We start from the raw sequence: 24,981 nt of genomic DNA on the forward strand, positions 1-24,981 counted from the left end.
GCAGCTCCTTAGAAAGGAGGTGATCCAGCCGCACCTTCCGGTACGGCTACCTTGTTACGACTTAGTCCCAATCGCCGGTCCCACCTTCGACGGCTCCCCCCACAAGGGTTAGGCCACCGGCTTCGGGTGTTACCAACTTTCGTGACTTGACGGGCGGTGTGTACAAGGCCCGGGAACGTATTCACCGCAGCGTTGCTGATCTGCGATTACTAGCGACTCCGACTTCATGGGGTCGAGTTGCAGACCCCAATCCGAACTGAGACCGGCTTTTTGGGATTAGCTCCACCTCACAGTATCGCAACCCTTTGTACCGGCCATTGTAGCATGCGTGAAGCCCAAGACATAAGGGGCATGATGATTTGACGTCGTCCCCACCTTCCTCCGAGTTGACCCCGGCAGTCTCCTATGAGTCCCCGGCCGAACCGCTGGCAACATAGAACGAGGGTTGCGCTCGTTGCGGGACTTAACCCAACATCTCACGACACGAGCTGACGACAACCATGCACCACCTGTAAACCGGCCGCAAGCGGGGCACCTGTCTCCAGGTCTTTCCGGTCCATGTCAAGCCTTGGTAAGGTTCTTCGCGTTGCATCGAATTAATCCGCATGCTCCGCCGCTTGTGCGGGCCCCCGTCAATTCCTTTGAGTTTTAGCCTTGCGGCCGTACTCCCCAGGCGGGGCACTTAATGCGTTAGCTACGGCGCGGAAAACGTGGAATGTCCCCCACACCTAGTGCCCAACGTTTACGGCATGGACTACCAGGGTATCTAATCCTGTTCGCTCCCCATGCTTTCGCTCCTCAGCGTCAGTTACAGCCCAGAGACCTGCCTTCGCCATCGGTGTTCCTCCTGATATCTGCGCATTTCACCGCTACACCAGGAATTCCAGTCTCCCCTACTGCACTCTAGTCTGCCCGTACCCACTGCAGAACCGGAGTTGAGCCCCGGTCTTTCACAGCAGACGCGACAAACCGCCTACGAGCTCTTTACGCCCAATAATTCCGGATAACGCTTGCGCCCTACGTATTACCGCGGCTGCTGGCACGTAGTTAGCCGGCGCTTCTTCTGCAAGTACCGTCACCCCGAAAGGCTTCTTCCCTACTGAAAGAGGTTTACAACCCGAAGGCCGTCATCCCTCACGCGGCGTCGCTGCATCAGGCTTGCGCCCATTGTGCAATATTCCCCACTGCTGCCTCCCGTAGGAGTCTGGGCCGTGTCTCAGTCCCAGTGTGGCCGGTCACCCTCTCAGGCCGGCTACCCGTCGTCGCCTTGGTAGGCCATTACCCCACCAACAAGCTGATAGGCCGCGAGTCCATCCAAAACCACAAAAGCTTTCCACCACCATGACATGCGCCAGATGGTCATATCCGGTATTAGACCCAGTTTCCCAGGCTTATCCCAGAGTCAAGGGCAGGTTACTCACGTGTTACTCACCCGTTCGCCACTAATCCCCCCAGCAAGCTGGAGATCATCGTTCGACTTGCATGTGTTAAGCACGCCGCCAGCGTTCATCCTGAGCCAGGATCAAACTCTCCGTCAAAGTAAAACAAAAACGAAAACACAACAACCCCCACCGGAAAAAGACAGGAGAAGCCATGCAAAAATCTGAAACCAGCTGAAAACCAAACCACCACACACGGGGGTGCACGGCGGCCCGGCAAAATCCAACCAATCAAAAAACAATCGGTATCAACAAACTTGGCACACTATTGAGTTCTCAAACAACAGGTCACAAACCAGCACCACCACCAACCACACAGGCCAGCAGATCGCTCCGGAGCAACTTTTCAAACTTACCCGAACCAGCCCCACAAAGCAAACCAGCCCAAGCCCCCACCAACCCCGACAGCACACCAAAGCACCACCGGAAACCGGCCATTCAAAAGGGAGATCGTCGCCTTCAAACCCGCATCAGCGGCGGCAACTCGAATAACTTTACACACCCCCAACACCACAAACAAATCCACAACCCGTGAACCCCATCACACCCCAAAACACCCCACACAACGCGCCGGGAAGTGAGAGCGACGGCCCAAAAGCCAACACAGGTGAGAGAGCGACGGCCCAACACGGGCAATAGATGAGAGAGCGTCGACCCAAAACGAGCGATAGGTGAGAGAGCGTCCGACCAACACGGGCGATAGGTGAGAGAGCGTCCGCGGGGGTGGCTTAAACGCCGAAAGGGCCGGCAACCATAACGGTTACCGGCCCTTTCAGAGCTTGGTGCTTACCAGGAAGACTTGGTGATACCCGGCAGCTCACCCTTGTGAGCCATGTCGCGGAAGCGAACGCGGGAGATACCGAACTTCTGGAAGGTGCCGCGGGGACGGCCGTCGATCTGGTCGCGGTTACGCAGACGGATCGGGGAGGCGTTGCGGGGCAGCTTCTGCAGGCCGAGGCGTGCAGCTTCGCGGGCTTCGTCAGACGCGTTGGGGTCAACCAGGGTCTTCTTCAGCTCGAGGCGCTTGGCAGCGTAGCGCTCAACAATGACCTTGCGCTGCTCGTTGCGAGCAATCTTGGACTTCTTTGCCATGTGTTTAGCGCTCCTCTCGGAATTCGACGTGCTGGCGGATCTTGGGGTCGTACTTCTTGAGGACCAGGCGGTCGGGGTCGTTACGGCGGTTCTTGCGCGTAACGTAGGTGTAGCCCGTGCCCGCGGTGGACTTCAGCTTGATGATCGGACGTACGTCCTTGTCCTTTGCCATTAGAGCTTCACTCCTCGTGCCAGGATGTCGGCGACGACCGCGTCGATGCCACGTGCGTCAATTACCTTGATGCCCTTGGCCGACAGCGTCAGGGTGACGTTGCGGCGCAGGGACGGAACCCAGTAGCGCTTCTTCTGGATGTTGGGGTCGAACCGGCGCTTGTTGCGGCGGTGCGAGTGCGAAATGCTGTGTCCAAAGCCCGGCTCGGCTCCGGTCACCTGGCAGTGTGCTGCCATGACTCTCCTCCAAAGTTTGAATGAAAACGGCGTGCAGATGTTCCTGCGATACCGTGCGACAGGCGGTGTCCGCATCCGGTGCGTTCCCCGAATCCGCGGGAAACGCGGCGAAGAAGGCTGGCCTCAGAACCGGGCAGTGGAAGACACTGGATCAGATCCTGGGATACCGGGCGAATACAGGAATGCACGCAACTTGAGCCCCTAACTACCGGCCCCCGGGACGTCGGTCAGACCGACATTCACCGACAACCGGAGCAATTGCACACGCTCCGCACTACCTGGCGCCTAACTATTCTACGGGGCGCGCCAAATTAAGACCAATCAGGCATGATAGGCCGGGATCGCCCGGCTCAAAGCCGACGCGCCTAGCGAGGCTGGATGAGCTGCGGGTACTTGGGACTGAGGCCGTCACCGGACGATGTGCCGCGCACCCTGCGGACCACCCATGGCGCAGCGAACTCCCGGACCCATTGGGCATTGGACCGCAGGGTTTCGGCCCTGCTCAGGAGTTTGAGGGGCGCCAGTTCCGGAACGTCGATGACGTGCTCATGCTCCAGGACGTCCAGCACGCGCTTGGCCATGTTCAAGTGACCGGCCGACGACATGTGCATCCGGTCGGTATCCCACATGCGCCAGTCGTCGTATTCGTCGAACCGCCAGTAATCCACCAGCAGGGCGCCGTGGTTCTCCGCGATTTCGCGGACAAGTTCGTTGTAGATCGCCGTCCGTCCCCGCATGGTGCTGAATACCTTCGAACCCTTGGCGTCGAAGCCCGTGAAGAGCACCACGGTGGCGCCGGTGGCGCTTAACCGGGCGATACCGGCGTCGTAATCCTCCAAAAGCGAGTCAATGCTGACTTTCGGGCGGAGGATGTCGTTGGCCCCGGCGTACAGCGTCACCAACGTGGGTTTAAGTTCGACGGCGGCAGCCACCTGTTCTGCCATGATCCGGCGGAGCTTTCGGCCGCGGATGGCGAGATTGGCGTAGCCGAAACCGTCGTTGCTGCGCGCCAGCTGCTGCGCCACGATGTCCGCCCAACCCCTGACGCCGTTGGGGCGAGTGGGGTCGGCGTCACCGACACCCTCCGTGAACGAATCCCCCAAGGCAACGTATCGGGCAGAAAAATCCATGCCGCCAGTCTGCCATCTGGGTGCTCAGGGCCACAAAGCAGGCGCTGCCGGTCAGGAATCGCGGAGGATCCAGTGGTTGTTGTCCAAGCGGGCGACGATCTTCTCGCCGATGCGGGCAAGGTCCGCCACGTCGTCGGGAGTCAATGAGTCGAGCATGAGGGTCCGCACCGATTCCACGTGCCCGGGAGCCAGCGACACGATGGTGGCCATGCCGGCGTCGGTGAGGTGGGCTACCGTGACCCTGGCGTCACCGGGGTGCGCCTGCCGCTCCACCCACCCGCGCTTTTGCAGTTTGGTGACCACATGGGACAGGCGGGAGAGCGAGGCGCTGGTCCGGGCGGCAAGTTCGCTCATGGGCAGGTAGCGGCCGTCGGTTTCGGACAGCATGGCCAGGACGTTGTAGTCGAAAAGGGAGAGCTTCCCCGCGGACTGAAGCTGCGTATCCAATGCCGAAGGAAGCAGGGTGTTGATGCTCAGCAGGGCAAGCCAGGCACGGCGTTCCTCGGCATTAAGCCAGCGGGGTTCAGTCATGGCTCCATCTTAGGAGAATCCCGGGTTTGGCCCGCCCATGCCGCCCATGCCGCCCAAACGGTAGGCTGGCCGCATGTTCGTTGTCTCCCTGACCTACAAAGTGCCCGACGAAACCGTGGACTTCCACCGCGCCGGCCACATGGCCTGGCTTAAGGACGCGTTCGACGCCGGTGTGTTCCTTGCGTCCGGACGTCGCGTCCCAGCGGTGGGAGGCGTGCTGCTGTCCAAGGCCGACCGGGCCACGCTGGACGCGTCCCTGGCCAAGGACCCGTTCTACATCAACGGTGTCGCTGAATTCGAGGTCATCGAGTTCACGGCTACGAGCGTCGCAGAGGGCTACGAAAACCTGCTGGACACCTGAGCCTGCCGTGCTTTCGCAGTGCCCAGCCGCTCCGGAAGAACTACAGGCATGGGCTCGGGCCACCGTGCACCGAGCCGGTCGCCGCTGGAGACACCGCGGAGCCGGCGCAGGAACCAAGGTCCAACGTCGCGCCTGAGCCAGCTGACGTCGTCGACGATGTTTTCGGTGAGGGTCCGCGCACGCGGCGGCGCGAACACCGGCGACGCCAGCGTGTGCCGCGCCCCGAGTACTTCCAGCACCTTCTTGGCCATATAGCTGTGCCCGGGGGTCGACATGTGCAAGCGGTCCGGCGACCACATGCGCGGATCCTGAAACTTTTCGAAACACCAGTAGTCCACCAGGAGGGTGTTCTGCTCCGCCGCGATGCGCCTGATGTGCCGGTTGTAGACCGCGGTCCGGAGTTTGAGCGGCTCCAGCAGTGGTGACAATGGAACGTTGTAGCCCGTGAAGAGCAGTACGGTAGCTCCGCTGTCCTTGAGCCGTCGGACTGCTTTCTCATAGTTCCTGATGAGTGCGGCCATGTTGAGCCGTACCATCAGGAGGTCATTCCCGCCGGCATAGAAGCTGACCAGAGTGGGCTTCATGGCCAGGGCTGGTTCGATTTGTTCGTCGAGGATCCGTTGCAGGCGCCTGCCGCGGATGGCGAGGTTGGCGTAGGTAGTTGACGGGTCCTGGCGGGCGAGTTCTTCGGCCACCCGGTCTGCCCAGCCGCGGCAGTTGTTGGGCAGACGCAGGTCGTGGTCGCCAACGCCTTCCGTGAAGGAATCGCCAAGTGCCACGTATCGGATGGGCCCGGTCATCTGGTTGCCTCTTCCATGAGCTTTTTCAGCCCGCCTTTGCGCGGCACCTTTACGGGTTCAGGCCAGCGGGCACTCAGGGTATCGCCCAAGGTGACGCCGCGGAGTTTCCGTCCGAACAGCGGCAACACCCAGTCGTTTACCCAGCGCCGCTGGCGTCGTTCCCACTCCCTGATACCCACCCTGGCGGGAGGGTCCCACTCCTTGGGAGAGATCTTGTGCGGAACACCCAGATGGTCCAGGACCTGTGCAGCAAGGTACTTATGGCCGGCTTTGGACATGTGGAGCCGGTCCGAGGACCACATCCGGGGGTCGTGGTATGCCTCAAAACACCAGTAGTCCACCAGCACTGCGCCGTACTTGGCAGCGATGCCACGGACGCGCTGGTTATAGAGGGTGTTGCGTTTGCGGAACGGTTCAAGGACGGCTGACACTTTGACGTCGAACCCGGTGAACAGGACCACCGTGGCTCCGGTCCCGGCCAGCCGGGCGACAAGGAGTTCATAGTCGTTGAGCAGGGCTTCCATGTCGGTGCCGAAATCGAGGATGTCGTTCCCGCCCGCATAAAGCGTGACCAGGGTTGGTTCCATGGCCAATGCCGGTTCCAGTTGCTCGTCGATGATCTGGCGCAGACGCTTGCTTCGCACGGCGAGGTTGGCGTACTCCCAGCCCGGTTCGGCTTTGGCCAGTTTCTCGGCCACGCGGTCCGCCCATCCGCGGACACCATTCGGCAGGACCGTGCTGGTGTCCCCCACGCCCTCGGTGAAGGAGTCTCCCAAGGCGACATACCGCCGTCGAGCGTTGTTCCCGCGCCTGAATTCCTCCCGCACCCCACCGAAGCTACCCGCCCGTGGTTAAGCCCGGACCAACCGCAGGTAAACCAACCCTCGCTCACAAAACACCCCCTTTACGGAAACGCTCTCTCACTTCCCCGAAAGGAGTGAGAGAGCGTTTGCCCGAAAGGGGGTTTAAGTGAGAGAGCGTCCGCTGGGAAGGGGGATCAGCCTTCTGCTTTGCCCCGGCGCCAGTAGCCCATGAAGGCAACCTGCTTCCGGTCGATGCCAACATCCCGCACCAGGTAGCGGCGCATTTCCTTGATGACAAAGGCTTCGCCGGCGATCCAGGCGTAGAACGGCAATGCCCCGGAAGGAAGGGTGGGGTTCTTGGTGGCTTCGATGGCCGCGGCGTCCATGCGCTGCGGGGTTTCCCACAGGATGTCCTGGTCCACGTTGACGTCTTCCGGCTCGGGGCCGGCCGCCGTATCGGAGCCCTTCAAGCCAACCCAGCCGGGAACCGGCACGGCCTTGGCCACGGCTTCTTTCAGGAGCTCGCCGTGGGGGCGGGAGCGGCCGATCGCCGCGCCGCGGGCAAGCCATGTGATTTCGACGTCGGCTGCCGTGGTGATGTCCTGGAAGTCGCCGGCCTCGGGAACTTCCAGGAAGGCGTGGCCGGTGATGTCGGCGGGGAGGCTTTCGAGGATGGCGCTGATGGCGGGTACAGCCGTTTCGTCGCCGGCGAGGAGAACGCGCTGCGCCAGGCCCGGACGCCATTCGATGCCGCCGTAGGCACCGGCGGTGGTGCATTGGGCGGCACGGTTGTTGGGTCCGATGATGGTGAGCGCGTCGCCAGGCTTGGCGGCGACAGCCCAGTTGGCCGCCGGACCGCCGTGGCCTTCGTCGTCAAAGTGCATCACGAAGTCGATGTCGATCTCCGGGTACACGGCGTCCAGGCGCTCGGACCGGACGGTGTAGGTCCGCATTGCCCCACGGACTGAGGGATCCATGGCGAGCCACTCCTGGTACCAGCCGGCCTCCTCCATCTTGAACTCCGGCAACGGGACGATGCGGCCCTCCTCATCGAAGGAGGGGATCATGAGCTTCACGCGCAGGTCCAAGGTGTCGCCGGCCACGCCGAAGTCACGCAGGGAGTAGCCGCCGAACGTGATGCGCCGGAAGTTGGGGCTCAGTTCCTGGACCGCGGTCACCGTGACATCGAACGCCAGGGTCATGGGTTCCACTGCTGCACCGGCCTGGGTACGGGCGGGTTGTGTGCTCATGAGGCAATCTCCAGTTCGTTGGCGTGGCGGGCGTGGTGTTCAGTCGGTTGCGGGGCCACGGCGTGGTGGCGTCCGATGGGAACGATCAGCGGCGTCCCGGAAATGGGATCCGGAACAACCCGGGATTCCAGACCGAAAACGGTGTGAACCAGTTCCTCGGTGACCACCACGGGTGCGGGCCCCTCGGCCACGATGCATCCGCCCTTCATGGCGATCACGTGGTCCGCATAGCGTGCAGCGAGGTTGAGGTCGTGCAACACGATCGCAACGGTGGTTCCGCGGGTGCGGTTCAGGTCGGTGACCAGGTCCAGGACTTCCACCTGATGGGCGAGGTCAAGGTACGTGGTGGGCTCGTCCAGGAGGAGGACTTCGGTTTCCTGGGCAAGGGCCATGGCGATCCAGACGCGCTGGCGCTGTCCGCCGGACAGCTCGTCGATGCTCCGCTCCGCCAGTTCCAGCGTTCCCGTGGCGTCGAGCGCGCGCTGCACCGCGGCGTCGTCGTTGGCGCTCCAACTGCGGAAGAAACCCTGGTGCGGGTACCGGCCGCGTCCCACGAGGTCGCGCACGGTAATGCCGTCCGGCGCGGTGGGGTGCTGCGGGAGCAGGCCGAGGGTGCGCGCAAGTTCACGGGCGGGGCGGGAATGGATGTCCTTGCCATCGAGCGTGACCGCACCGCCGGCTGGTTTCAGCAACCGGGACAGCCCCCGGAGCAGAGTGGACTTGCCGCAGGCATTGGCCCCCACGATCATGGTCACCTTGCCCTCGGGGATCTGGGTGGACAGCCCTTCCACCACTTTGCGCTGCTCATATTGGAGCGTCAGGTCTTTGGCATTAAGGATGGCCATGTCAGGCCTCCTTTCGGTTTGACGTGAGCAGGAGCCACAACAGGAAGGGTGCACCGAGAGCGCCGGTGATGACGCCGACCGGGAGGACGGTTCCGTCCAGGATGACGGGAGCGAGGTTGGAGGCGAAGAAGTCGGCGGCCAGGACGATCAACCCACCGGTAAGGGCCGACGCCGGGAGGCTTGGTTTGCGGACGATGCGGCGGGCGATCGGCCCGGCCAGGAAAGCTACGAACGCCACGGGACCGGCTGCGGCGGTGGCGACGGCGGCGAGTCCGACGGCGGTCAGCACCAGCCCCAGCCGGACGCCGTTGACCTTGATGCCAAGCCCGGCGGCGGCATCATCACCCAATTCGAGGATCCGCAACGGACCGGCGAGTGCTATGACAGCGGGAACCAGAACCACCAAGGATACGGAGAGTACTCCTGCGCGCTCCCAGGTGGCGGCATTGAGGGAGCCGTTGAGCCACACCAGGGCGTCGGCTGCGGTGCGGATATCGGCACGGGTCATCAGGAAGTTCACCACGGCGTGGAGGGCCGCAGCGATGCCGACGCCGGCCAGGATCAGGCGGTTTCCGGCAGCATTGCCGCGGCTTCCGCCACCAGCACCGGATCCGGTGCCGCGGGAGATGGCATAGATGATCGCTGCGACGCCCAGGGCGCCGGCCAGCGCGGATCCCGACACCACCGCACCGGAAGCACCGAAGACTACGATCGCCGTGACGGCAGCGGCGCTTGCGCCGTAGCTGATGCCGATGATGTCCGGGCTGGCCAACGGGTTCCGGAGCATGGTCTGGAACAGGGCACCTGCCAGGCCAAAAGCCAACCCGATCAAGGTTCCCACCACGGCCCGGGGCAGCTTGTGCTCCATGACGATGAAGCTGGCGCCTGGAATCTTCTCGCCGCCGGTCAGGTGGTTGATGACAATGGTGAAGAAATCGGGGATGGTCACGGTGTAGCTGCCCAGGAGGACGTACACGGCGAACATCACCACGAGTGCCGCTGCAAGGAAGATCGTGGGGCTGAACGCGCGGCGAGATGGCATTTGATGAGAGTGTTTGGGGTCAACATTGTCATTAAGTGCCAACTCGGGGGTGGGCTTGAGGGTGCTCACAGTCCGGCCTTCTTTCCGCGGCGGATGAGCCAGACAAAGACCGGCGCGCCAACCATGGCCGTCATGATTCCGGCCGGGACTTCTCCGGGGAGCAGGATCACGCGGCCAACAACATCGGCAAAGATCAACAGCACCGGCGCCGCCACTGCTGAGAACGGCAGGATCCACCGGTAGTCCGGACCTGTCAGTGACCGGATCGCGTGCGGGATGACCAGCCCAAGGAAGCCGATGGGCCCGGCCAGTGCCGTGGCGGACCCGCACAGCAGCACGATGCCCATGCCGATCACTGCCCGGGACAGTCCAACGTTCTGGCCCAGGCCACGGGCGATGTCGTCACCCAGGGCAAGACTGTTGAGAATGCGGCCGCCGGCAAGGACAATCACTGCGCCGATCGCAAGGAACGGCAGTGCCGGAAGCAACACGGACCAGTCACGGCCACCGATGCTGCCTACCTGCCAGAACCGGAACCGGTCCAGCGTGTCCTGGCTCGATACCAGGATGACGTTCATCAGGGAGAAAAGGCCGGCGCTCAGGGCCGCGCCTGCGAGGGCCAGTTTGACGGGGGTCGCACCGTCGCGGCCCCGGGAAGCGATGGCATAAACCACGACGGCGGCCGCTGCGGCCCCGACGAAAGCGAACCAGATGTAGCCGGTCAGGGAGCTGACGCCAAAGACGTAGATGCCTGTGACAACGGCGAGTGCAGCGCCGGCGTTGAGGCCCAGGATGCCCGGGTCCGCCAACGGGTTGCGGGCTACCCCCTGCATGGCCGCACCGGCCAGGCCGAGGGCGGCGCCGGCCAGGAGGCCAAGGATGGTCCGCGGGATACGCGCGATGACCACGGCGTGGTTGCCGTCCTGGGCATTGAAGTTGGTGAGGGCTTCCCAGACCGTCTGGAGGGGAAGCCCGCGCGCGCCGATAGCCAGGGATGCCACGCACGCAATGCCGAGTACGACGACGGCGGCCAGCAACCAGGCTGATCGCTTGCCTGCCGACCTGCGGGAACCGGTTCCCCCTCCGGTTCCCGCAGCCTCAGGAGATATGCCCCCCGGGCCCGCCAGCACATTGGTGCTGTGGCCCCGTCCCTGAAGTGCCGTCGTCGTACCCTGCTTCATTGCGGTTACTTGCCCGCTACCTTTTCGGCCGCGGCACCCAGCTGCGGGAGGAAGGTGTCAAGCGCCCACGGCAGGCTCAGCGGCGAGGACGCGGAGATGGACAACGTCAGGGTGTTGTCCGAGTCGGCAACCAGGGCCCCGCTCTTGATGGCCGGGATCTGGCTCAGCAGCGGATCAGCCTTGATGGCCTCGGCCGTGGTGGCGTCGGGAACCCAGGTCACGAAGACGTCGGAAGCGAGCTCGTTGGCCTTTTCAGCGGACCAAGGAATGAAGAACTCCTGGTCGGTCTTGGTGTTTTCCGAGACAACCGGGGCGAGCTTCATTCCAATGTCGGAGAGGAAACGGGGGCGGTTGTCGATAGCGGTGTAGACGTTCACGCCGTCACCCTTGGCGGGCTCGAGGTTGCCGTAGATGAAGGTCTTGTCCTTGATCTGCGGGAACTTGGAGACCTTGTCATTGATGGTGGCCTCGGTGTCCTCGACCAGCTTCTTGGCTTCGGCTTCCTTGCCCAGCGCCTTGCCGATCATTTCGGTGCTTTCCTGCCACGGCGTACCGTACGCGAGCTCCGGGTAGGCGACCACGGGGGCGATTTCGGACAGCTTCTTGTAGTCCGCTTCCTCAAGGCCGGAGTACGCGCCGAGGATGACGTCCGGGCTGAGCTTGGCGATCTCGGTGAAGTTGATGCCGTCTGCCTCGGAGAACTGGACCGGAGCCTTGTCGGTGCCGAAGCCGGCGCCCAGCTTCTCCAGTGCAGCGTCCTTCCAGGGGGTGGAGCCCTTGTCGTTGTTGCCCCACTCGTTCTTGGGAACGCCTACCGGAACCACACCGAGTGCGATCGCGATGTCATCGTTGACCCACGAAATGGTGACGACGCGCTTGGGCTGTTCCTTGATGGTGGTCTCACCAAAGGCGTGCTTGATGGTGACCGGGAAAGCGGAGGAGGTGGCCTCGGACGTGGCCGAGGTGGAGGCTGCGGGGCCGGTGGAGCAGCCAGTGAGGGTAAGGGCGACGGCGGCCAAAGCGGCCGTCGCGGTTCCTGCGGTCTTCAGCAGGGCGCGGCGTGGGAGAAGGGTAGCCACGGGACTCCTTAAGTAAGTGATGCGAACCTAAGTAAGGCTAGCCTACCCTCCGGTCAATTACGAAACGTTTGCATCACGTAATCCTTGCATGACGCGAATTTGACGAAAATAGCCGCTTGCTCGCTCACCTCACACCCCCATCCGCCCACTTCCTCGCCCACCTTCCGGTGGACACCGTCGGCGAAGCTTTGGCAGGATTGGCAGCGGACTCCCATTTAGGTCCGGTTCAGGAAATGACGAAGGAGATGAGCGTGCGCACTGTTCCAGTTGCTGCAGCCATGGTTGGCGAGGTGGCCGCTTTGGCCTGCTTGGCACACCCCTTCGCGTCGGGATCCTCCAAGTAGCGCCATAGGCAGCAAGAGCCAACGCATCGTTGGTTCTTGCGCGTGCGCAAGTGCTTTCAGGCGACCGACGCCTCAGTGCCATGAAGCAGCGCGAGGTGCGCTGCCGCCGTCGTTATCTTCCGAAAGCAGCTTTGCCATGCAGAAAGTTACTGCCCAACAAATCCGGTCGTCCTTCATCAACGCCAGCCGTTCAGAAGCCGCCAAGCTCAACCTGCCCCGGAATTTCGAGTCCATCGACTGGGATTCGCTGGAGTTCCTGGGCTGGCGGGACGAGAAAATGCCGCAGCGCGGGTACCTCGTACTCCCGATTGACGGGAAACTGACAGGCATAATGCTCCGTGCACCAGAGGGTGGCTCGGCCAAGAACCGCGCAGTCCTCTGTGAGCTGTGCCGGGACGTGTTCTCCAAGGCCGACGTTTATCTGTGGGTCGCGAAGCGGGCCGGGCAGTCCGGCAAGGACGGCAACACCGTAGGAACGTTGATTTGCGCCGGGTTTGACTGCAGCGACAACGTCCGCAAAGAACCTCCGGTCAACGAGATCAACCCGGATCCCGCGGCCGTGGTCCGGAAACAGATCGCCGGCCTGGAATTCCGGACAGCCCGGTTCGTGGACAGGGTGCGCCAAGGCTCCACGCGCTGACCCAAGTAAGTAGCAGTTAAGCGCGTTTAGACGGCCCTAAACGCGCTTAACTGCGACCCAGTTGGGTAAGCACGGGGGGTCAGCGGAGCACGATGTCCACCGGGTTGGCTTCCGAACGCCACGCTCCCGGCTCGCCCTGGCCCGAGATGACCGGAGCCGTGAGCACGCCCGAACGGTTGGTGCGCTTGTCGCGGAGGATTTCCGTGACCGAACCAAGGTGCCGTGAAAGGTCGATCACGTTCTCCGGGGCCGCCAGGAGCAGCTGGAAGCCGAACTCATGGAGCGCCTTGATGCCCGCCCCGGCGAATTCCTCGGAGGCAAGCACGAAAGCCTCGTCCATCATCACGGTGCCGTAGGTGGTGAAGCCCTGCTCTGCGATACCCAGCTGGTAGCTCAGCGCGGCGGCCATGATGAAGGCGGTGAAACGCTGACGCTCGCCGCCGGACATGGAACCGGTGTCGGCGTGCATGAAGACTTCGGTCTTCTTCCGGCCTGATTTTCCGGTCACCTCACGGTGTTCCTTGCACTGGATGAACAGGTGCCCACGGACATCCAGGACCTCTGCACGCCAGCGCCGGTCCTCGGGCGTCTGCGAACCGAGCCTCTTGACCAAGGTTTCCAGGGACTTGTAACGGGCCGTCAGCTCAGCGTCCTCATCCGCCTCAACCGCAGCGGCGGCTCCCCTGGAGGGTCGCGTGTGTTTGGCCTTCAGTGCGCTCTGGATCGCGTCCTTGAACTGCTTTGCCGTAGCGGGGAGCGTCTGCTTGATGTCCAGTTCCAGGTAGCTGCCCTCGTGGAAGTTCACTTCGGACAAGATGCCGTTCAGCGGGAGGATCCGGCTGGTAATGCTGCGCCGTTCCTCGTCCAGCAGGTGCAGAAGGGTGCTGAACGATTCATGCGTGCGCTGGTTGAAGAACAGCCGGAACTCCGCTTCCTGCGCGGGCAACCCGTCGCTCACGATTGCGTGGTACCGGGACTCGAAATCACCGGCGGCACCGATCGATGTGCCATGGTCGGCGCTGATGGCGCTGCCCCACTCGCGCACGAACGTCTCGAAGATCCGGGTCAGGCGCTCGGCGGTGGCCTGGCCGCGCGATTCCGCTGCGTGCAGCTCGTCCAGCAGCTTGTTGCGGACGCCGTTGGCGAGGTTGTCCAGCTGGTACAACTCGGCAACGTCGGAGGCGCCGGCAAAGTACGGCTCCAGTGCCGCCACGGTGGAGCTCGACGGCGGTGCTTGCTCGAGCTTGAGCCTCGCGGCATCGAGCAGGCCGTCAGCTGTGGTCATCTGCTGGTCGAGCGCCTTGTATTCGCTCTGCAGGACAGCCGCCGCTCCTGTGGAGGACTGGTGCTTTTCGCGCACCGCCTCGATGGTGGTGCGCAGCGGTTCGAGGTCAGCCTGCGCCGCCAGGGCATCTGCCAGGCGCTGCTCGATCCGGGTCAATTCCTCGGCCGCGACCGATGCGGAGACCTGTTCCCAGGAGCGCTCGTCCTCGGCAACCCTGCGCAGGGCTTCCAATTGCCTGGCCATGCCCTGGTGCGAATCCTCGCGGCTTTGGGCGAGTTCCGCGGCCTTGGCCAGCCCGTTTTGAAGCTCGCCGACCCTCGCCGCAACCAGTTCGAGTTTTGAGGCGTTGTCGAAGCCCAGCACGTAATCCTGCCGGCTGGTGAAGCGGTCGTCCTTCTCCACGGTGTGCCGGTTGCGCTTGACCACGCCGCCCAGGCTGAGGCCTTTCTCCAGCGAGGCCAACTCGTCTGGATCCTCCACGCACGGATAGGCGAAATCCAGTGCTATCCGCTCACGGATCCATTCGCCCGCCTCCGCATTGGCTCCCAGGGTGAGGATGCTCAACTTGGTCAACAGCTCGCCGTCGGACACGTCCTCCACAGCCAGCGCTCCACCGGCAAGGGGCTTGGAAACGTCCACTGCCCGCAGGGCACCCCTGACCGTGTTGTCATTGAGGTAGCGCGTCACGGCGGCGAAGTGCTCGCCGGGGACCAGCAAGGTGGTGGCAAGGCTCCGCAAGGCGCGTTCCGCGGCGGGGCGCCACTGCTCCTGCCCTTCGGCCAAGTCGATCAGCTCGCCACCGAACGGCATCCGTTCCTCAGGCACGCCCGTCGCAGCGGCAATGGCTGCCCTGTTGTCAATACTCGACGGCGGCAACAGGGACTTGCGCGACCGCAGCGAGAGCAGTTCCTGCTCAGCAGCGGCCAGTTCACGCTTCATGGTGGCGTGGGCATCGAAAGCCTCAAAACGGAGTTCCTTGAGGGCCTCGGAATCGTCTTTCAACTCTGCGGACCGGGCAGCGGCCTGTTCGTGGGCCTGATCCCACCCCTCCGCGGACCATTCGAGGTTCAGCCCTGCATCCGTCAATGCCTGCCGGGCTGATTCCTCCACCTGCTGGCGCAGCTTAAGGCTGACCCGGGCATTCTCCAGCGACTGCTCGATCGCGGAAATCGCGTTGCCGCCGCGGTTGTTGTAATCCGACTCCAGCCCGCGCAACTCCTTGGCCAGGGCATCGCGAACGGTGCGCTCGGCAGCCAGTTCCTGGGCCTTGGTCTGGGCCAACTCCTTGAAGCGGGCCAAGGTCCTGGCATGGACCGACACGGCCAGTTGCTGCTTGTAGGCCTCGAACTCCTCACCGGCAAGTTCCCGGAGCCGGTTCGCATCCAGGAGAGCCTGGGCGTACTCCTTGTTCAGCCCGGGAACGGGGGCCAACTGGTCCCGTTGCTGACGCACATCCTCCAGGCGCTGCCGGATGGACATGAGGTTGCTGAACTCTTCCACCACGTCATCGGCGGCAGCCAACGTGGCCGGGGCATCAAGGACCTGGTCGCGGAAGAACGTGTTGACACTGCCGCCCAGGCCCTTGCCGGCCTGAATCACGCGAAGCAGTGGGAGCGCCTGGTCGGAATTGATGCCCAGGAGCCGGCGGAAACGCTCGGCGAACGCTTTGTGGACGTCAAAGACCTGCCCCTCGGGGAAGATCCCCTCCAAAGCCCCTTTGGTGAACCGCTTCTGCGCGATCCCCTCAATTGCTTCCAGGTCCAACGGCTTGCTGTCGATCACGTAGAACCGGCCAACACTGGATTCCGTGCCGTTCTTGGGCAGGTCGAAGAGGGCCGAAACCGTCACCTTGGTCCCGGCAGCGTTGTCAAACGTCAGGGCGACGGCGGACCAGGTCGCCCCGGGGCGCTGGAAGGCACTGGCCGAGCTGTCACCAACGGCCTTATCACCAACTTTGCCGCGCATGTAGGTGAACGTGGTCCTCTTGTCCTCCACAGCCCCGCCGGCGCGTTGGGCAGCAGCTTCATTCGAGCGTGGACGGGCATCGAAAACACGGAGCATCGCGTCAAAGAGCGTCGACTTGCCAACCCCTGAGTTGCCTGTCAAAAGAGTGCCGTTGCGATCCACATGCATGGTGTGGGCGCCATGGAACGTACCCCAGTTGACTACCTGCACCAGGGCCAGACGCATCTGGCCCGGGTTGGTGAGTTCTCCGAGCGGGAGCATGCTGGCAATCGTCATTTGGCTGCTCCTTCGGTTGCGTCAGCGCCACCCTCGGCGTCGTCGTTCCCACCCGCATCGCTATCGGCGACCTCCAAGAGAGGCTCCGTTCCCGATTCGTCCGCCGCTGCCGCTACGAGTGCCTCGATGTGGGCCGGGATGTCGCCGATGTTCTCAAAGGGGAGAGCAAGCGGGAGTGCGTTGCTGATGGTGTAGGTATCGTCCAGCGGGGTGGGGAGGAGGAGTTGGCGGGCCAGGAGTTTGGTGATGGTGCGGGTGACCACGTCCGAGTCGCGCAGCGCATCCTGCTGGCCGGCCGGTGTGTAGTTGGCCACCAGATCCGAGATTTCCTCGCGGGTGATGGTCGGGTCCGTCTGGGCTGTGACGTGGCGGTCCAGGAGGAGGCGGAGGCGCAGCAGGACAATGGTCTCCACGCGGCTGAGGGCGCGCTGCTGGCGGAGGATGCTTGACCGTGCGCTGGCGCCGATGATGTCCGGGTCGACTGGCCTGAGGACCGCAATCTTGCGGTCGTGGTCCAGCTGAAGGGCGAGGAACAGCTCTGAGAGGCGGCTGCGGAGAATCAGCTGGTTGTCCAGGAGCGTGGTCCAGAGCTTCTCGTCTCTGCCGCCATCAATGTAGGGGCCCTTAAGAAGCTTCACGAGCGCATGGCGGACCTTCATGGGGAGCACGCCCGTGTCACCGGGGAACAACGCCGCGCCGTCCACGAACGTATCGCGCGGAGTTACCCGGAACGGGTCCGCCGGGTGCTCGGCCGGCCCTGTACCAACGTGACCAGCTGCGACGGCGACATCCTCCTCAGAGGTGGGGTCCGTCGTCGTGATTTCCTCAGTCATCAGAATCCTTGCTCAGCGAGACGACCGGCAGGTACGCGGTGCGGATGCTGCCGTCGATTTGTTCGAAGTCGATGTGTTCCCAGGCTGCGCGGTCAAAGGCCGCGCCGGTTTGCAGTGCCATGGAAAGGAGGGAGCGGACGGTGTTGATGTGCCGCTCCCCTTCGGGCAGGTTGTCCCATGCCTCGCCCAGGGTGGCGGAGCCCGCCATGGCTGCGCGGACGACGTCGGGCCTCGCCTTGCCGGTGCGGGCGGACTTGACCCGGTCCGAGTCGCTGAAGGCGATGGGGTCGGCCAGGCGCGGCGGGGCAGCGAATTCGTCAGGATCGAAAAGCTTGACCATGGACAGCGACTCGAATCCCGCGTTGTACAGGGCAGGCCCCGGAACCAGGTCCGGGCGGTCGCGTTCGTACGGCAGGGAACGGACCGCCTGCTCGGCCTCGGCCAGGACCTTGCGGAGGCTGACCGACTGCCGGACATCGTCGCTTTGGATGTACGTGTTGAGGCTCTCGGAGAGCTTGCCGTAGATCCGCTGGATCTGGCTGTGCTGCGAGCGCAGTTCCGCGACGAGGTTCTTGAGGGTTTCCCGGTCTTCGTGGGAGAGGTCGTCGGCGAATTGCCGGCTCAGGACCTCCCCGATCGCCGAGCGGAAGCGCAGCTGCTGCTGCGGGTCTTCGAGGAAAGCGGTGAAGGAACGGAACGTCCGGCCTTCCGGGCTCTGCCGCAGCCGTTTGTCCGCTTCCAGCACCTGGGCCATGGTGGCCCCCTTGCTGAGCGATTCCTCGATGATCTGGTTGCGCAGTTCGCCCACCAGTTCTTCGATCCGGTCACGCATCTTCTTGTAGTCGGCCGGAAGGCTGGCGGCGAGGTCGAGGATGTTGCCGGCCGCTTCCACGGCTTCTTCGTCATCGAGGAGCCCGTCGAAATCGCCCGAGCTAATGTCCTGTACCAATTGCCGGCGTTCCTGGATTTCTTCCTCCAGGGCTTCGAGCCGGGCGCTCTGGTCCGGGTTGGTCTCGTTGGCGAGTTTTTCCACGTCGCCCAGGAGCGTGCCCAGGCGGGAACCGTTGAGGGTGGACCGCTCACTGGAGAGACTGTCCAGGAACGCGAGGACACGGGCCGCGGGTTCGGTGACTTCGTAAACGATCTGCCCGGACTGGTTACGCCGGGTCAGGAATTGCTTGCGCGTCCATTCGTCGCCGAAGCCCTTGCCATTCAGTTGGCCACCGAGCCCGGGCTCCTGGCGACGGAGCTGCTCAAGGAAAGCGTCGACGTCGGCGTGGAACTCTTCGAGCGGAAGCTGCGGACGGGTGCGGGTGAAGGAGGCCTGGAGGACCGCGATGACCCAGGGGGCCGAGCGGGTCAACGCCCAGGCGGGGCCCTTGGTGAGGTGTTCGAGGTCCCGCAACCTGGCGCTGATGGCGTCGGCGGAGGACATGGCTGAACGGGACAATTACTCTCCTTCAGCTGCTGCGAAACCCTGCCGGCAGCGAAAACTGCCCCGTACAAGGTTAACGCAGAGCGCCGTCACCCAACTAAGTCGCAGTTGTGCGCGTTTACACGGCTCAAAACGCGCACAACTGCGACCCAGTTGGGCAGGCCGGGCACCCCACGCAACCACCCACCGCTGTGCCCGTTCCGTTACCTACCCCCGAGTATGGTTTCGATCCCATATCAACGCCCCTGCAAGGCCATTCCATGCTGGCCGGGAAGCGCTGCCACCCCTAATGTCAGATCATCGACGCGGCGACGCCGCGTTCACCCATGCATTGTCGCTCAGGGGGAACCATGAATTTCGATCTCACGGCGCTGGAAACTGCCACCTACGTATTCATTGGAACGCTGGTCTTCGCTGCACTTTTGGTGGCCTTTATTGCAGCAGCAGCAATGGCAACGATTGTCCTCATTGGAGTCTTCGGACTGTTTTGGTACGCCGCCAAAGCTGTCCTGGGTGCCCTGGTGGACGGCATTAACTTCGCTTGGGACCGGGTGGTCCACCACGCCGGCCAGGTGGAAATTCCCGCCGAATTCCAGCCCCAGGTATCCTCTGGCACCGGTAGCTACCCGCGGGTAGCATTGAGGGACAGCTGAAGGGTTCCCACCCAAGGCGGACCCTGGCTCCATCCGGCATCCCCGGCTAGAGGAGTTATGAAATGACGTCCGCTACAGACAGCAGCCTCACCGCCGCAAGCGTCAACGCCACAGCAGAGGAAGCCCGGGCCGTCGCCGAAGCCGCCCGGGAGACCGAATGGAACCGGCCCAGTTTTGCCAAAGGCCTGTACCTGGGCAGCTTCGACATCGGCCTGATCCACCCATGGCCCCAGGCCAAAGCCGAGGACGTCCAGCGCGGCGAGGACTTCATGGCCAAGCTCGAGGCCTACTGCAGGACCATGTCCGGCCGCGTGATTGAGCGCGATGCCAAAGTGCCGGACGAGTACATGGCCGGTCTGGCCGATCTTGGCGTGTTCGGCATGAAGATTCCGCGCGAGTACGGCGGTTTGGGCCTGTCTTTGGTGTACTACGGCCGCGCCCTCGCGCTGCTGGGTTCGGTGCACCCGAGCCTCGGTGCCCTGATCTCGGCGCACCAGTCCATTGGCGTCCCCGAGCCCGTCAAGGTGTTCGGCACGCCGGAGCAGAAACAGGCGTACCTGCCGCGTTGCGCCGCCGGTGCCGTGACGGCGTTCCTCCTGACGGAGCCCGACGTCGGCAGCGACCCCGCGCGGATGGGCGCCACTGCCGTACTGTCGGACGACGGCGGGTCTTACCTTTTGGACGGCGTGAAGCTTTGGACCACCAACGGTGTCATTGCGGAACTCGTGGTGGTGATGGCGCGGGTTCCCGCCTATACAGACCCGGACGGCACGGAGCACAAGGGAGGCATTTCCGCCTTCGTCGTGGAAATGGACTCCCCGGGTGTGACCGTGGAAAACAGGAATACGTTCATGGGCCTTCGCGGCATTGAGAACGGCGTGACACGTTTCCATCAGGTGCGGGTGCCCGTTGCCAACCGCCTGGGACGTGAAGGCCAGGGGCTCAAGATCGCGTTGACCACCCTCAACACCGGCCGGCTCTCCATCCCCGGGCTTTGTGTTGCCGCCGGCAAGTGGAGCCTGAAGATCGCCCGCGAATGGTCGAATGCACGGACACAGTGGGGCAGGCCCGTTGGCCAGCACGAAGCCGTGGGCAAGAAGATCGCTTTCATTGCGGCCACTGCTTTCGCTTTGGAGGCGGTCTTTGAGTTGTCCGCCGAGATGGCGGACGCCGGAGCCAAGGACATCCGTATTGAAGCTGCCCTGGCCAAGCTGTGGTCCACTGAGCTGAGTTGCCGGATCGCCGACGAGCTGGTGCAGATCCGCGGTGGGCGCGGGTTTGAGACCGCTGACTCCCTGGAGGCCAGGGGCGAGCGTGCTGTTGCTGCCGAACAACTTCTCCGCGATCTCCGCATCAACCGGATTTTCGAGGGCTCCAGCGAAATCATGAAGCTCCTCATTGCCCGCGAGGCCGTGGACGCGCACCTTGCAGCCGCGGGCGACCTGGCCTCAGCCGAAGCGAGCCTGCAGGACAAGGCGAGGGCCGCCGTCGGGGCCTCAGGCTTCTATGCCCGCTGGCTGCCGAAACTGGTTGCCGGCGCTGGGATGGACCCGCGTTCCTACGCGGACTTCGGACGGTTGGGCAAGCAGTTGAGGTTCGTGGAGAGGTCCTCGCGCCGCCTGGCCCGCCAGACCTTCTACGCCATGGGCCGGTGGCAGGCCAAACTGGAGCACAAGCAGGCATTCCTGGGCAGGATCGTGGACATCGGCGCTGAGCTGTTTGCCATGGCGGCCTGCTGCACGCGGGCAGAACACATCCTCCGCACGCAGCCCGCGCACGGCGCCGCTGCGTTCGAGCTGGCCGAGGCGTACTGTGAACAGGCCCGCGTCCGGGTGGACGAATACTTTGACCAGCTATGGCGCAATACCGACGACGCCGACCGGCACTTTTCGCGCAAAGTCCTCGCCGGGGATTACGCCTGGCTTGAGGCTGGGGTGCTGGACCAGTCCGAAGGAACCGGGCCGTGGATCAGCGACGCGTCGCATGGCCCGTCCACCAAGGAGACACTGCACCGGAAATACCGGTAGGCCGTGGCCGGGGAAAGTCAGCGGACATCGCCATCCACATAGAACCACCGTTTGTTCTCCCGCACGAACCGGCTCAGTTCGCGCTGCACGCCGCGCTCCCCGTCCACCCGGTAGTGCGCAGCGAACTCCACCGTTCCCGTTGCGTCGAGGGGTCCGCCGCCCTGCGTGGACACAACGTCCAGGCGACGCCACTCCATCTGCGCATCCAGGTCCATCGCGGCCGGGCGGGTGCTGGCGTGCCAGGTCCGGAGGAGGTACTCCGGATCCAGGACCACAAAGGCTGAGTACCGGGAACGCATGAGTTGCCCGGCGGTGGGGGCGTCGGCCTGGCCACGGTGGAAGCGGCCGCAGCAGTGGTCGTACTGCTCGCCGGAAAGGCAGGGGCAGGCGCCGTTGCGGAGTCGGCTGAGGTCAGGCGTCAATGTATACCTTTCCGGGGCGGTAAATGAGAGCTGGGCAACATATTTTCCCACGCGTTATAACAGCTTCGAAACAACCCCGCCTGAGGGTGGGGGCGCGCGTGATTCCGTCGGTGCTGGCCCGTAGGCTAGAGATGCAAGCTGGGTGGGCAATGCGCGCATCACAAAACGACGGCCAGGGGAGGCTACGTGGAGGATCCGACAACACTCGCCATCAACCTGACGTACTTGGGCACACTGGGGATGGCCGTCCTCATGTTCCTGGGTCTCGGGTTGATCATCATCATCACTCTGGTGATAGCCGGAATCGGGCGACTGTTGTCAGTGGTACTCCTGGCCATGGTGGGCATCTTCCCCAAAAAGGACACCGTTGCGATCGTCCACTTGCCCCCGCGCCCACAGCACGTTCCCGCTCCGGCGGGTGCCGGCGTCGTGGACTCCGAACAAACCGTTGAGTCCCCGCTGGAAGACCTGGCCTACGAACCCGCCGGCTCCACACCTGCCCCCTCCCCTGCCCCTGAAACCGTCCCGGCAGCCGTTGCCCCGCCAAAGCGGGACCTCCTGGGTGATGTTCGACGCCGGCTCTCCGGGGCGTCTGCGGCCGTCAAGGGCGGCGGGTGGAAAGCCAAGGTGGATCCCCGCAACCTTCCCAAGCCGGCGCAGGTCAAAGACTGGGCCACCAACACCTCCAAGACTGTGGTGGAGACCCAAACCCAGCACCACCCCTTGATTGTTGCGGCCAGCAAGGAGCCTCCTGTGCTCTCCAAGGATTGGGCCGACGCCGTTGCCCGGGCGGATGAACGCGCAGCCGCACGGGCCAAAGCGGAGCAGCCCCCGGCCATCAAGGTCACTGTCCGCGATTTCGACGAGCCCGGTTCCACCAACGGCACTCCGTCCGGACCCAAGGCCCCTGACACTCCGTCTTCCAACAGCGCCAAGCCCGGCGGCAACGGGAAGCAGGGCACAAATGCCAGCACGGGTACCCCTCCGAAAAAGCCAAGCGGAGCCAAGCAGCCCGCCGGCGCCTCCCAAGGCAACACCTCCAAGCCGGCCGGGGAGCCCAAGCCGGCCCGCGAACCTGCTGCGCCCGCAACCGGGCAGGGCGCCGGCACCCAAGGGGCCGGACAGAGCACCGGCACCCAGGGCGCAAGCACCGGCGCCCAGGGCGCAAAGAAACCGGGCCCGGCGCCTTCCAGGAATGGAAAGACACCGAGCCCGATTCGAAAAGGTTCCCTCAGCGGCGCCAGCCGCAACAACTAGCTGGCCCGGCGGGCGATCCCCTAAGCGGCCAGCTGCCGGAAGGACGCCCCGTGGTAGATCAAAGGGTTGGACTCGCGGTTGATGGTGGTGGCCTTGACCTCGAGGACCACAATCGCGTGGTCCCCGGCGGGCGTCTCGGACACGATCTCGCATTCGAAACCCAGCACTGCGCCGTCGATCAGCACTGCACCTGAGTCGCTGACGCTCGTGGCGATCCCGGCAAAGCGGTCGCGGTTCTTCGACGACAACTGAAGGCACGCTGCCTCCTGGCCCTCGGCGAGCACGGATACACCCAGGCGGTTGGCCTGCCGCAGCTTGGGCCATGTTGTGGAGGAATTCTGGACGGCGAACATCACCAGCGGCGGCTCCAGTGAAACGCCGACGGTAAAGGATGACGCCACCAGGGCTTCCGGCGTGAAATCCACCATTGCACTGAAGGCAGCCACTCCGGACGGGAACTGGGCAAAGGCAGTCTTGATCGCCGCTGTTTCTTCCGCTGCAGTCTGTGTCATTCCGGTGTCCCCTTTGTGCGTGTCTGTGAACTCCTTTCCCATGATTCACGCGTTCCGGGGAAGCTCAATATTTGTTGATCCGGAAGACATTTGTGTTGCCGCATGTCAAGAAATATCGCGAACTAAGGCGCCTTGCATTACTCCGCAAGACGAAAAGCGAAGAAGTTCTACCGCTTGCGTTTCTGCCCGCCACGGTCCTGTGTAGCCTCGGTTGGACATCCAGCCCCACCACAGGAAGCCGACATGAGCCTCAACGAGCTACGAACGCTTGGACGCACTGGCGCCCTGATCAGCCCGCTTACCCTGGGCACGCTGAACTTCGGCACCGGAACAGCCCCCACGGGGCCGGCCGAAAGTATCCGCATCATCAAGGCCGCCCTCGACGCGGGCATCACCAGCGTCGACACCGCGGACATCTACTCACAGGGTGAAGCAGAAACCGTGGTGGGACAAGCAATCCACAGCAGGCGAGACGATGTCTTCCTGGCCACCAAGTTTCACGGCCAGATGGGTTCCAACCCCGCGCATGCAGGAAATTCACGACGCTGGATCGTCCGCGCCGTGGAGGACAGCCTGCGTCGACTGAACACGGACCGGATCGACTTGTACCAAGCGCACCGGCCCGATTACAACACCGACCTCCTCGAAACCATCACGGCCCTGAACGACCTGATCCGCCAGGGCAAGATCCTCTATTACGGCACCTCCGTCTTCAGCCCGGCCCAGCTGGTGGAGGCGCAGTGGATCGCCAACACCAACCACCTCACACCGCCTGTGGTTGACCAGGTTCCCTACTCCCTGCTGGTGCGCGCCAACGAACGTGACGTTTTCCCCATCACCCAGCAATACGGCGTCGGGGTTTTGAGCTACGGACCGCTCGACGGCGGCTGGCTCGCCGGCGGTTACCGCCTGGGTGCGGGCCAGCCCGAAAGCTCCCGGGCGGCAGCTGTTCCGGGGCGGTTCGACGTCGCGGCGCCCTTCAACCAGGCCAAGCTGCACGCGGCTGACGCACTCGCGCAGCTCGCGTCCCGCCACGGCCTCACGCTCATTCAGTTGGCGGTGGCGTTTGCCATGAACCACCCGGCCGTCACCAGTGTGATCATTGGCCCGCGGACCGAAGACCACCTGACCGACTATCTCAAGGCCGCGGACGTAGCGCTGAGCGATGCTGTCCTGGATGAGATCGACGACATCGTGGCTCCGGCCATCAACTTCCTTGAGCGCGACGCCGGTACCGTGGCCCCGCACTTGGAGTACCCGGAGCTTCGACGCCGGTAGTCGCCTGGCCGCCGCAATGAGGTATTGACGCCCACGGACCCCGGCGTGATCCTTGACCTAACAGCTGCAGGGACACCGCAGTTTCAGGTCAAG

At 63.7% G+C, this 24,981-nt stretch carries 23 protein-coding genes and 1 rRNA gene; 6 read left to right on the top strand and 18 right to left on the bottom strand.

Features of this window, described 5'->3' with window-relative positions; all coding sequences use genetic code 11:
- Window positions 1–12: 12 nt before the first annotated feature.
- From ACUYMZ_RS18955 to ACUYMZ_RS18980, 6 genes are all read right to left on the bottom strand, one after another.
- Window positions 13–1,538: ribosomal RNA gene (locus tag ACUYMZ_RS18955) — 16S ribosomal RNA — on the bottom strand.
- A 687-nt stretch (window positions 1,539–2,225) separates the two neighbouring features.
- Window positions 2,226–2,531, bottom strand: coding sequence for a 30S ribosomal protein S14 (gene rpsN / locus ACUYMZ_RS18960; protein WP_021474711.1), 306 nt, complete (start codon window positions 2,529–2,531; stop codon window positions 2,226–2,228).
- 4 nt (window positions 2,532–2,535) lie between these two features.
- Entirely contained in the window at window positions 2,536–2,703 is a 168-nt protein-coding gene (gene rpmG / locus ACUYMZ_RS18965; RefSeq protein WP_003798558.1) for a 50S ribosomal protein L33, read from the bottom strand.
- Entirely contained in the window at window positions 2,703–2,939 is a 237-nt protein-coding gene (rpmB, locus tag ACUYMZ_RS18970; protein WP_021474712.1) for a 50S ribosomal protein L28, read from the bottom strand. Before rpmB ends, rpmG begins: the two co-directional genes overlap by 1 nt.
- A gap of 365 nt (window positions 2,940–3,304) precedes the next feature.
- The gene (locus ACUYMZ_RS18975) at window positions 3,305–4,069 is read right to left on the bottom strand and encodes an SGNH/GDSL hydrolase family protein (RefSeq protein ID WP_481605273.1); all 765 of its coding nucleotides are present in this window, start codon (window positions 4,067–4,069) and stop codon (window positions 3,305–3,307) included.
- A gap of 51 nt (window positions 4,070–4,120) precedes the next feature.
- On the bottom strand, window positions 4,121–4,600 hold the full coding sequence (locus tag ACUYMZ_RS18980; RefSeq protein ID WP_426004496.1) for a MarR family winged helix-turn-helix transcriptional regulator: 480 nt from the start codon (window positions 4,598–4,600) through the stop codon (window positions 4,121–4,123).
- A gap of 73 nt (window positions 4,601–4,673) precedes the next feature.
- Here ACUYMZ_RS18980 and ACUYMZ_RS18985 point away from each other — a divergent pair, with 73 nt between their 5' ends.
- Window positions 4,674–4,961, top strand: a complete 288-nt coding sequence (locus tag ACUYMZ_RS18985) for a YciI family protein (protein WP_426004497.1) — start codon at window positions 4,674–4,676, stop codon at window positions 4,959–4,961.
- Here ACUYMZ_RS18985 and ACUYMZ_RS18990 read toward each other — a convergent pair.
- From ACUYMZ_RS18990 to ACUYMZ_RS19020, 7 genes are all read right to left on the bottom strand, one after another.
- The gene (locus ACUYMZ_RS18990) at window positions 4,937–5,761 is read right to left on the bottom strand and encodes an SGNH/GDSL hydrolase family protein (protein WP_481605275.1); all 825 of its coding nucleotides are present in this window, start codon (window positions 5,759–5,761) and stop codon (window positions 4,937–4,939) included. The two genes, ACUYMZ_RS18985 and ACUYMZ_RS18990, sit on opposite strands and share 25 nt — an antisense overlap.
- Window positions 5,758–6,588, bottom strand: a complete 831-nt coding sequence (locus ACUYMZ_RS18995) for an SGNH/GDSL hydrolase family protein (protein ID WP_442424041.1) — start codon at window positions 6,586–6,588, stop codon at window positions 5,758–5,760. Before ACUYMZ_RS18995 ends, ACUYMZ_RS18990 begins: the two co-directional genes overlap by 4 nt.
- A gap of 170 nt (window positions 6,589–6,758) precedes the next feature.
- On the bottom strand, window positions 6,759–7,814 hold the full coding sequence (locus ACUYMZ_RS19000; RefSeq protein WP_481605277.1) for a siderophore-interacting protein: 1,056 nt from the start codon (window positions 7,812–7,814) through the stop codon (window positions 6,759–6,761).
- Window positions 7,811–8,659, bottom strand: a complete 849-nt coding sequence (locus tag ACUYMZ_RS19005) for an ABC transporter ATP-binding protein (RefSeq protein WP_426004501.1) — start codon at window positions 8,657–8,659, stop codon at window positions 7,811–7,813. Before ACUYMZ_RS19005 ends, ACUYMZ_RS19000 begins: the two co-directional genes overlap by 4 nt.
- Before the next feature lies 1 nt (window position 8,660).
- Window positions 8,661–9,701, bottom strand: a complete 1,041-nt coding sequence (locus tag ACUYMZ_RS19010) for a FecCD family ABC transporter permease (protein WP_481605278.1) — start codon at window positions 9,699–9,701, stop codon at window positions 8,661–8,663.
- Between the two features lie 65 nt (window positions 9,702–9,766).
- Window positions 9,767–10,882 carry a FecCD family ABC transporter permease gene (locus ACUYMZ_RS19015; protein WP_481605280.1) on the bottom strand — a complete coding sequence of 372 codons (1,116 nt, stop codon included), beginning with the start codon at window positions 10,880–10,882 and terminating at the stop codon, window positions 9,767–9,769.
- 5 nt (window positions 10,883–10,887) lie between these two features.
- Complete coding sequence (locus ACUYMZ_RS19020; protein ID WP_426004504.1) at window positions 10,888–11,961, bottom strand: iron-siderophore ABC transporter substrate-binding protein; 1,074 nt, start codon at window positions 11,959–11,961, stop codon at window positions 10,888–10,890.
- 480 nt (window positions 11,962–12,441) lie between these two features.
- Here ACUYMZ_RS19020 and ACUYMZ_RS19025 point away from each other — a divergent pair, with 480 nt between their 5' ends.
- On the top strand, window positions 12,442–12,945 hold the full coding sequence (locus tag ACUYMZ_RS19025; RefSeq protein ID WP_426004505.1) for an FBP domain-containing protein: 504 nt from the start codon (window positions 12,442–12,444) through the stop codon (window positions 12,943–12,945).
- Between the two features lie 79 nt (window positions 12,946–13,024).
- Here ACUYMZ_RS19025 and ACUYMZ_RS19030 read toward each other — a convergent pair whose 3' ends face one another.
- Genes ACUYMZ_RS19030 through ACUYMZ_RS19040 form a run of 3 tightly spaced genes read right to left on the bottom strand, consistent with a single transcriptional unit; the run spans window position 13,025 to window position 18,754 of the window.
- Window positions 13,025–16,471: an ATP-binding protein gene (locus tag ACUYMZ_RS19030; RefSeq protein ID WP_481605282.1), complete on the bottom strand. Its 3,447-nt coding sequence runs from the start codon at window positions 16,469–16,471 to the stop codon at window positions 13,025–13,027.
- A complete protein-coding gene (locus ACUYMZ_RS19035) occupies window positions 16,468–17,304 on the bottom strand; it encodes a DUF4194 domain-containing protein (protein WP_481605284.1) in 837 nt (278 codons plus the stop codon). The genes ACUYMZ_RS19030 and ACUYMZ_RS19035 overlap by 4 nt, the downstream gene beginning before the upstream one ends.
- Window positions 17,297–18,754 (bottom strand): DUF3375 family protein, encoded by a 1,458-nt coding sequence (locus ACUYMZ_RS19040; protein WP_481605286.1) that lies wholly within the window; start codon window positions 18,752–18,754, stop codon window positions 17,297–17,299. Before ACUYMZ_RS19040 ends, ACUYMZ_RS19035 begins: the two co-directional genes overlap by 8 nt.
- A gap of 335 nt (window positions 18,755–19,089) precedes the next feature.
- On the opposite strand from ACUYMZ_RS19040, the gene ACUYMZ_RS19045 reads away from it, so the two are divergent.
- A complete protein-coding gene (locus ACUYMZ_RS19045; RefSeq protein ID WP_481605288.1) occupies window positions 19,090–19,392 on the top strand; it encodes a hypothetical protein in 303 nt (100 codons plus the stop codon).
- 62 nt (window positions 19,393–19,454) lie between these two features.
- On the top strand, window positions 19,455–21,419 hold the full coding sequence (locus tag ACUYMZ_RS19050; protein WP_481605290.1) for an acyl-CoA dehydrogenase family protein: 1,965 nt from the start codon (window positions 19,455–19,457) through the stop codon (window positions 21,417–21,419).
- A 17-nt stretch (window positions 21,420–21,436) separates the two neighbouring features.
- Here ACUYMZ_RS19050 and ACUYMZ_RS19055 read toward each other — a convergent pair whose 3' ends face one another.
- Window positions 21,437–21,841, bottom strand: a complete 405-nt coding sequence (locus tag ACUYMZ_RS19055) for a YchJ family protein (RefSeq protein ID WP_426004513.1) — start codon at window positions 21,839–21,841, stop codon at window positions 21,437–21,439.
- A gap of 186 nt (window positions 21,842–22,027) precedes the next feature.
- On the opposite strand from ACUYMZ_RS19055, the gene ACUYMZ_RS19060 reads away from it, so the two are divergent.
- Window positions 22,028–23,098 (top strand): hypothetical protein, encoded by a 1,071-nt coding sequence (locus ACUYMZ_RS19060; RefSeq protein WP_481605292.1) that lies wholly within the window; start codon window positions 22,028–22,030, stop codon window positions 23,096–23,098.
- 20 nt (window positions 23,099–23,118) lie between these two features.
- Here the strand turns inward: ACUYMZ_RS19060 and ACUYMZ_RS19065 are convergent, their stop codons facing one another.
- Window positions 23,119–23,610, bottom strand: coding sequence for a flavin reductase family protein (locus ACUYMZ_RS19065; protein ID WP_442424049.1), 492 nt, complete (start codon window positions 23,608–23,610; stop codon window positions 23,119–23,121).
- A gap of 243 nt (window positions 23,611–23,853) precedes the next feature.
- Between ACUYMZ_RS19065 and ACUYMZ_RS19070 the strand changes: the two genes are divergently transcribed.
- The gene (locus ACUYMZ_RS19070; protein WP_481605294.1) at window positions 23,854–24,888 is read left to right on the top strand and encodes an aldo/keto reductase; all 1,035 of its coding nucleotides are present in this window, start codon (window positions 23,854–23,856) and stop codon (window positions 24,886–24,888) included.
- Window positions 24,889–24,981: the final 93 nt, after the last annotated feature.

This window comes from Arthrobacter sp. T572, assembly GCF_056780115.1.

Excerpts from the sequence above, each read along its gene's own strand:
- ACUYMZ_RS18985 (WP_426004497.1), top strand. The coding sequence starts at position 4,674 with ATGTTCGTTGTCTCCCTGACCTACAAAGTGCCCGACGAAACCGTGGAC.
- ACUYMZ_RS19035 (WP_481605284.1), bottom strand. The coding sequence starts at position 17,304 with ATGACTGAGGAAATCACGACGACGGACCCCACCTCTGAGGAGGATGTC.
- ACUYMZ_RS19025 (WP_426004505.1), top strand. The coding sequence starts at position 12,442 with ATGCAGAAAGTTACTGCCCAACAAATCCGGTCGTCCTTCATCAACGCC.
- ACUYMZ_RS19070 (WP_481605294.1), top strand. The coding sequence starts at position 23,854 with ATGAGCCTCAACGAGCTACGAACGCTTGGACGCACTGGCGCCCTGATC.
- rpmG (WP_003798558.1), bottom strand. The coding sequence starts at position 2,703 with ATGGCAAAGGACAAGGACGTACGTCCGATCATCAAGCTGAAGTCCACC.
- ACUYMZ_RS18990 (WP_481605275.1), bottom strand. The coding sequence starts at position 5,761 with ATGACCGGGCCCATCCGATACGTGGCACTTGGCGATTCCTTCACGGAA.
- ACUYMZ_RS18980 (WP_426004496.1), bottom strand. The coding sequence starts at position 4,600 with ATGACTGAACCCCGCTGGCTTAATGCCGAGGAACGCCGTGCCTGGCTT.
- ACUYMZ_RS19030 (WP_481605282.1), bottom strand. The coding sequence starts at position 16,471 with ATGACGATTGCCAGCATGCTCCCGCTCGGAGAACTCACCAACCCGGGC.
- rpmB (WP_021474712.1), bottom strand. The coding sequence starts at position 2,939 with ATGGCAGCACACTGCCAGGTGACCGGAGCCGAGCCGGGCTTTGGACAC.
- ACUYMZ_RS19065 (WP_442424049.1), bottom strand. The coding sequence starts at position 23,610 with ATGACACAGACTGCAGCGGAAGAAACAGCGGCGATCAAGACTGCCTTT.
- ACUYMZ_RS19045 (WP_481605288.1), top strand. The coding sequence starts at position 19,090 with ATGAATTTCGATCTCACGGCGCTGGAAACTGCCACCTACGTATTCATT.
- rpsN (WP_021474711.1), bottom strand. The coding sequence starts at position 2,531 with ATGGCAAAGAAGTCCAAGATTGCTCGCAACGAGCAGCGCAAGGTCATT.
- ACUYMZ_RS19010 (WP_481605278.1), bottom strand. The coding sequence starts at position 9,701 with ATGCCATCTCGCCGCGCGTTCAGCCCCACGATCTTCCTTGCAGCGGCA.
- ACUYMZ_RS19015 (WP_481605280.1), bottom strand. The coding sequence starts at position 10,882 with ATGAAGCAGGGTACGACGACGGCACTTCAGGGACGGGGCCACAGCACC.
- ACUYMZ_RS19005 (WP_426004501.1), bottom strand. The coding sequence starts at position 8,659 with ATGGCCATCCTTAATGCCAAAGACCTGACGCTCCAATATGAGCAGCGC.
- ACUYMZ_RS19050 (WP_481605290.1), top strand. The coding sequence starts at position 19,455 with ATGACGTCCGCTACAGACAGCAGCCTCACCGCCGCAAGCGTCAACGCC.
- ACUYMZ_RS19000 (WP_481605277.1), bottom strand. The coding sequence starts at position 7,814 with ATGAGCACACAACCCGCCCGTACCCAGGCCGGTGCAGCAGTGGAACCC.
- ACUYMZ_RS18975 (WP_481605273.1), bottom strand. The coding sequence starts at position 4,069 with ATGGATTTTTCTGCCCGATACGTTGCCTTGGGGGATTCGTTCACGGAG.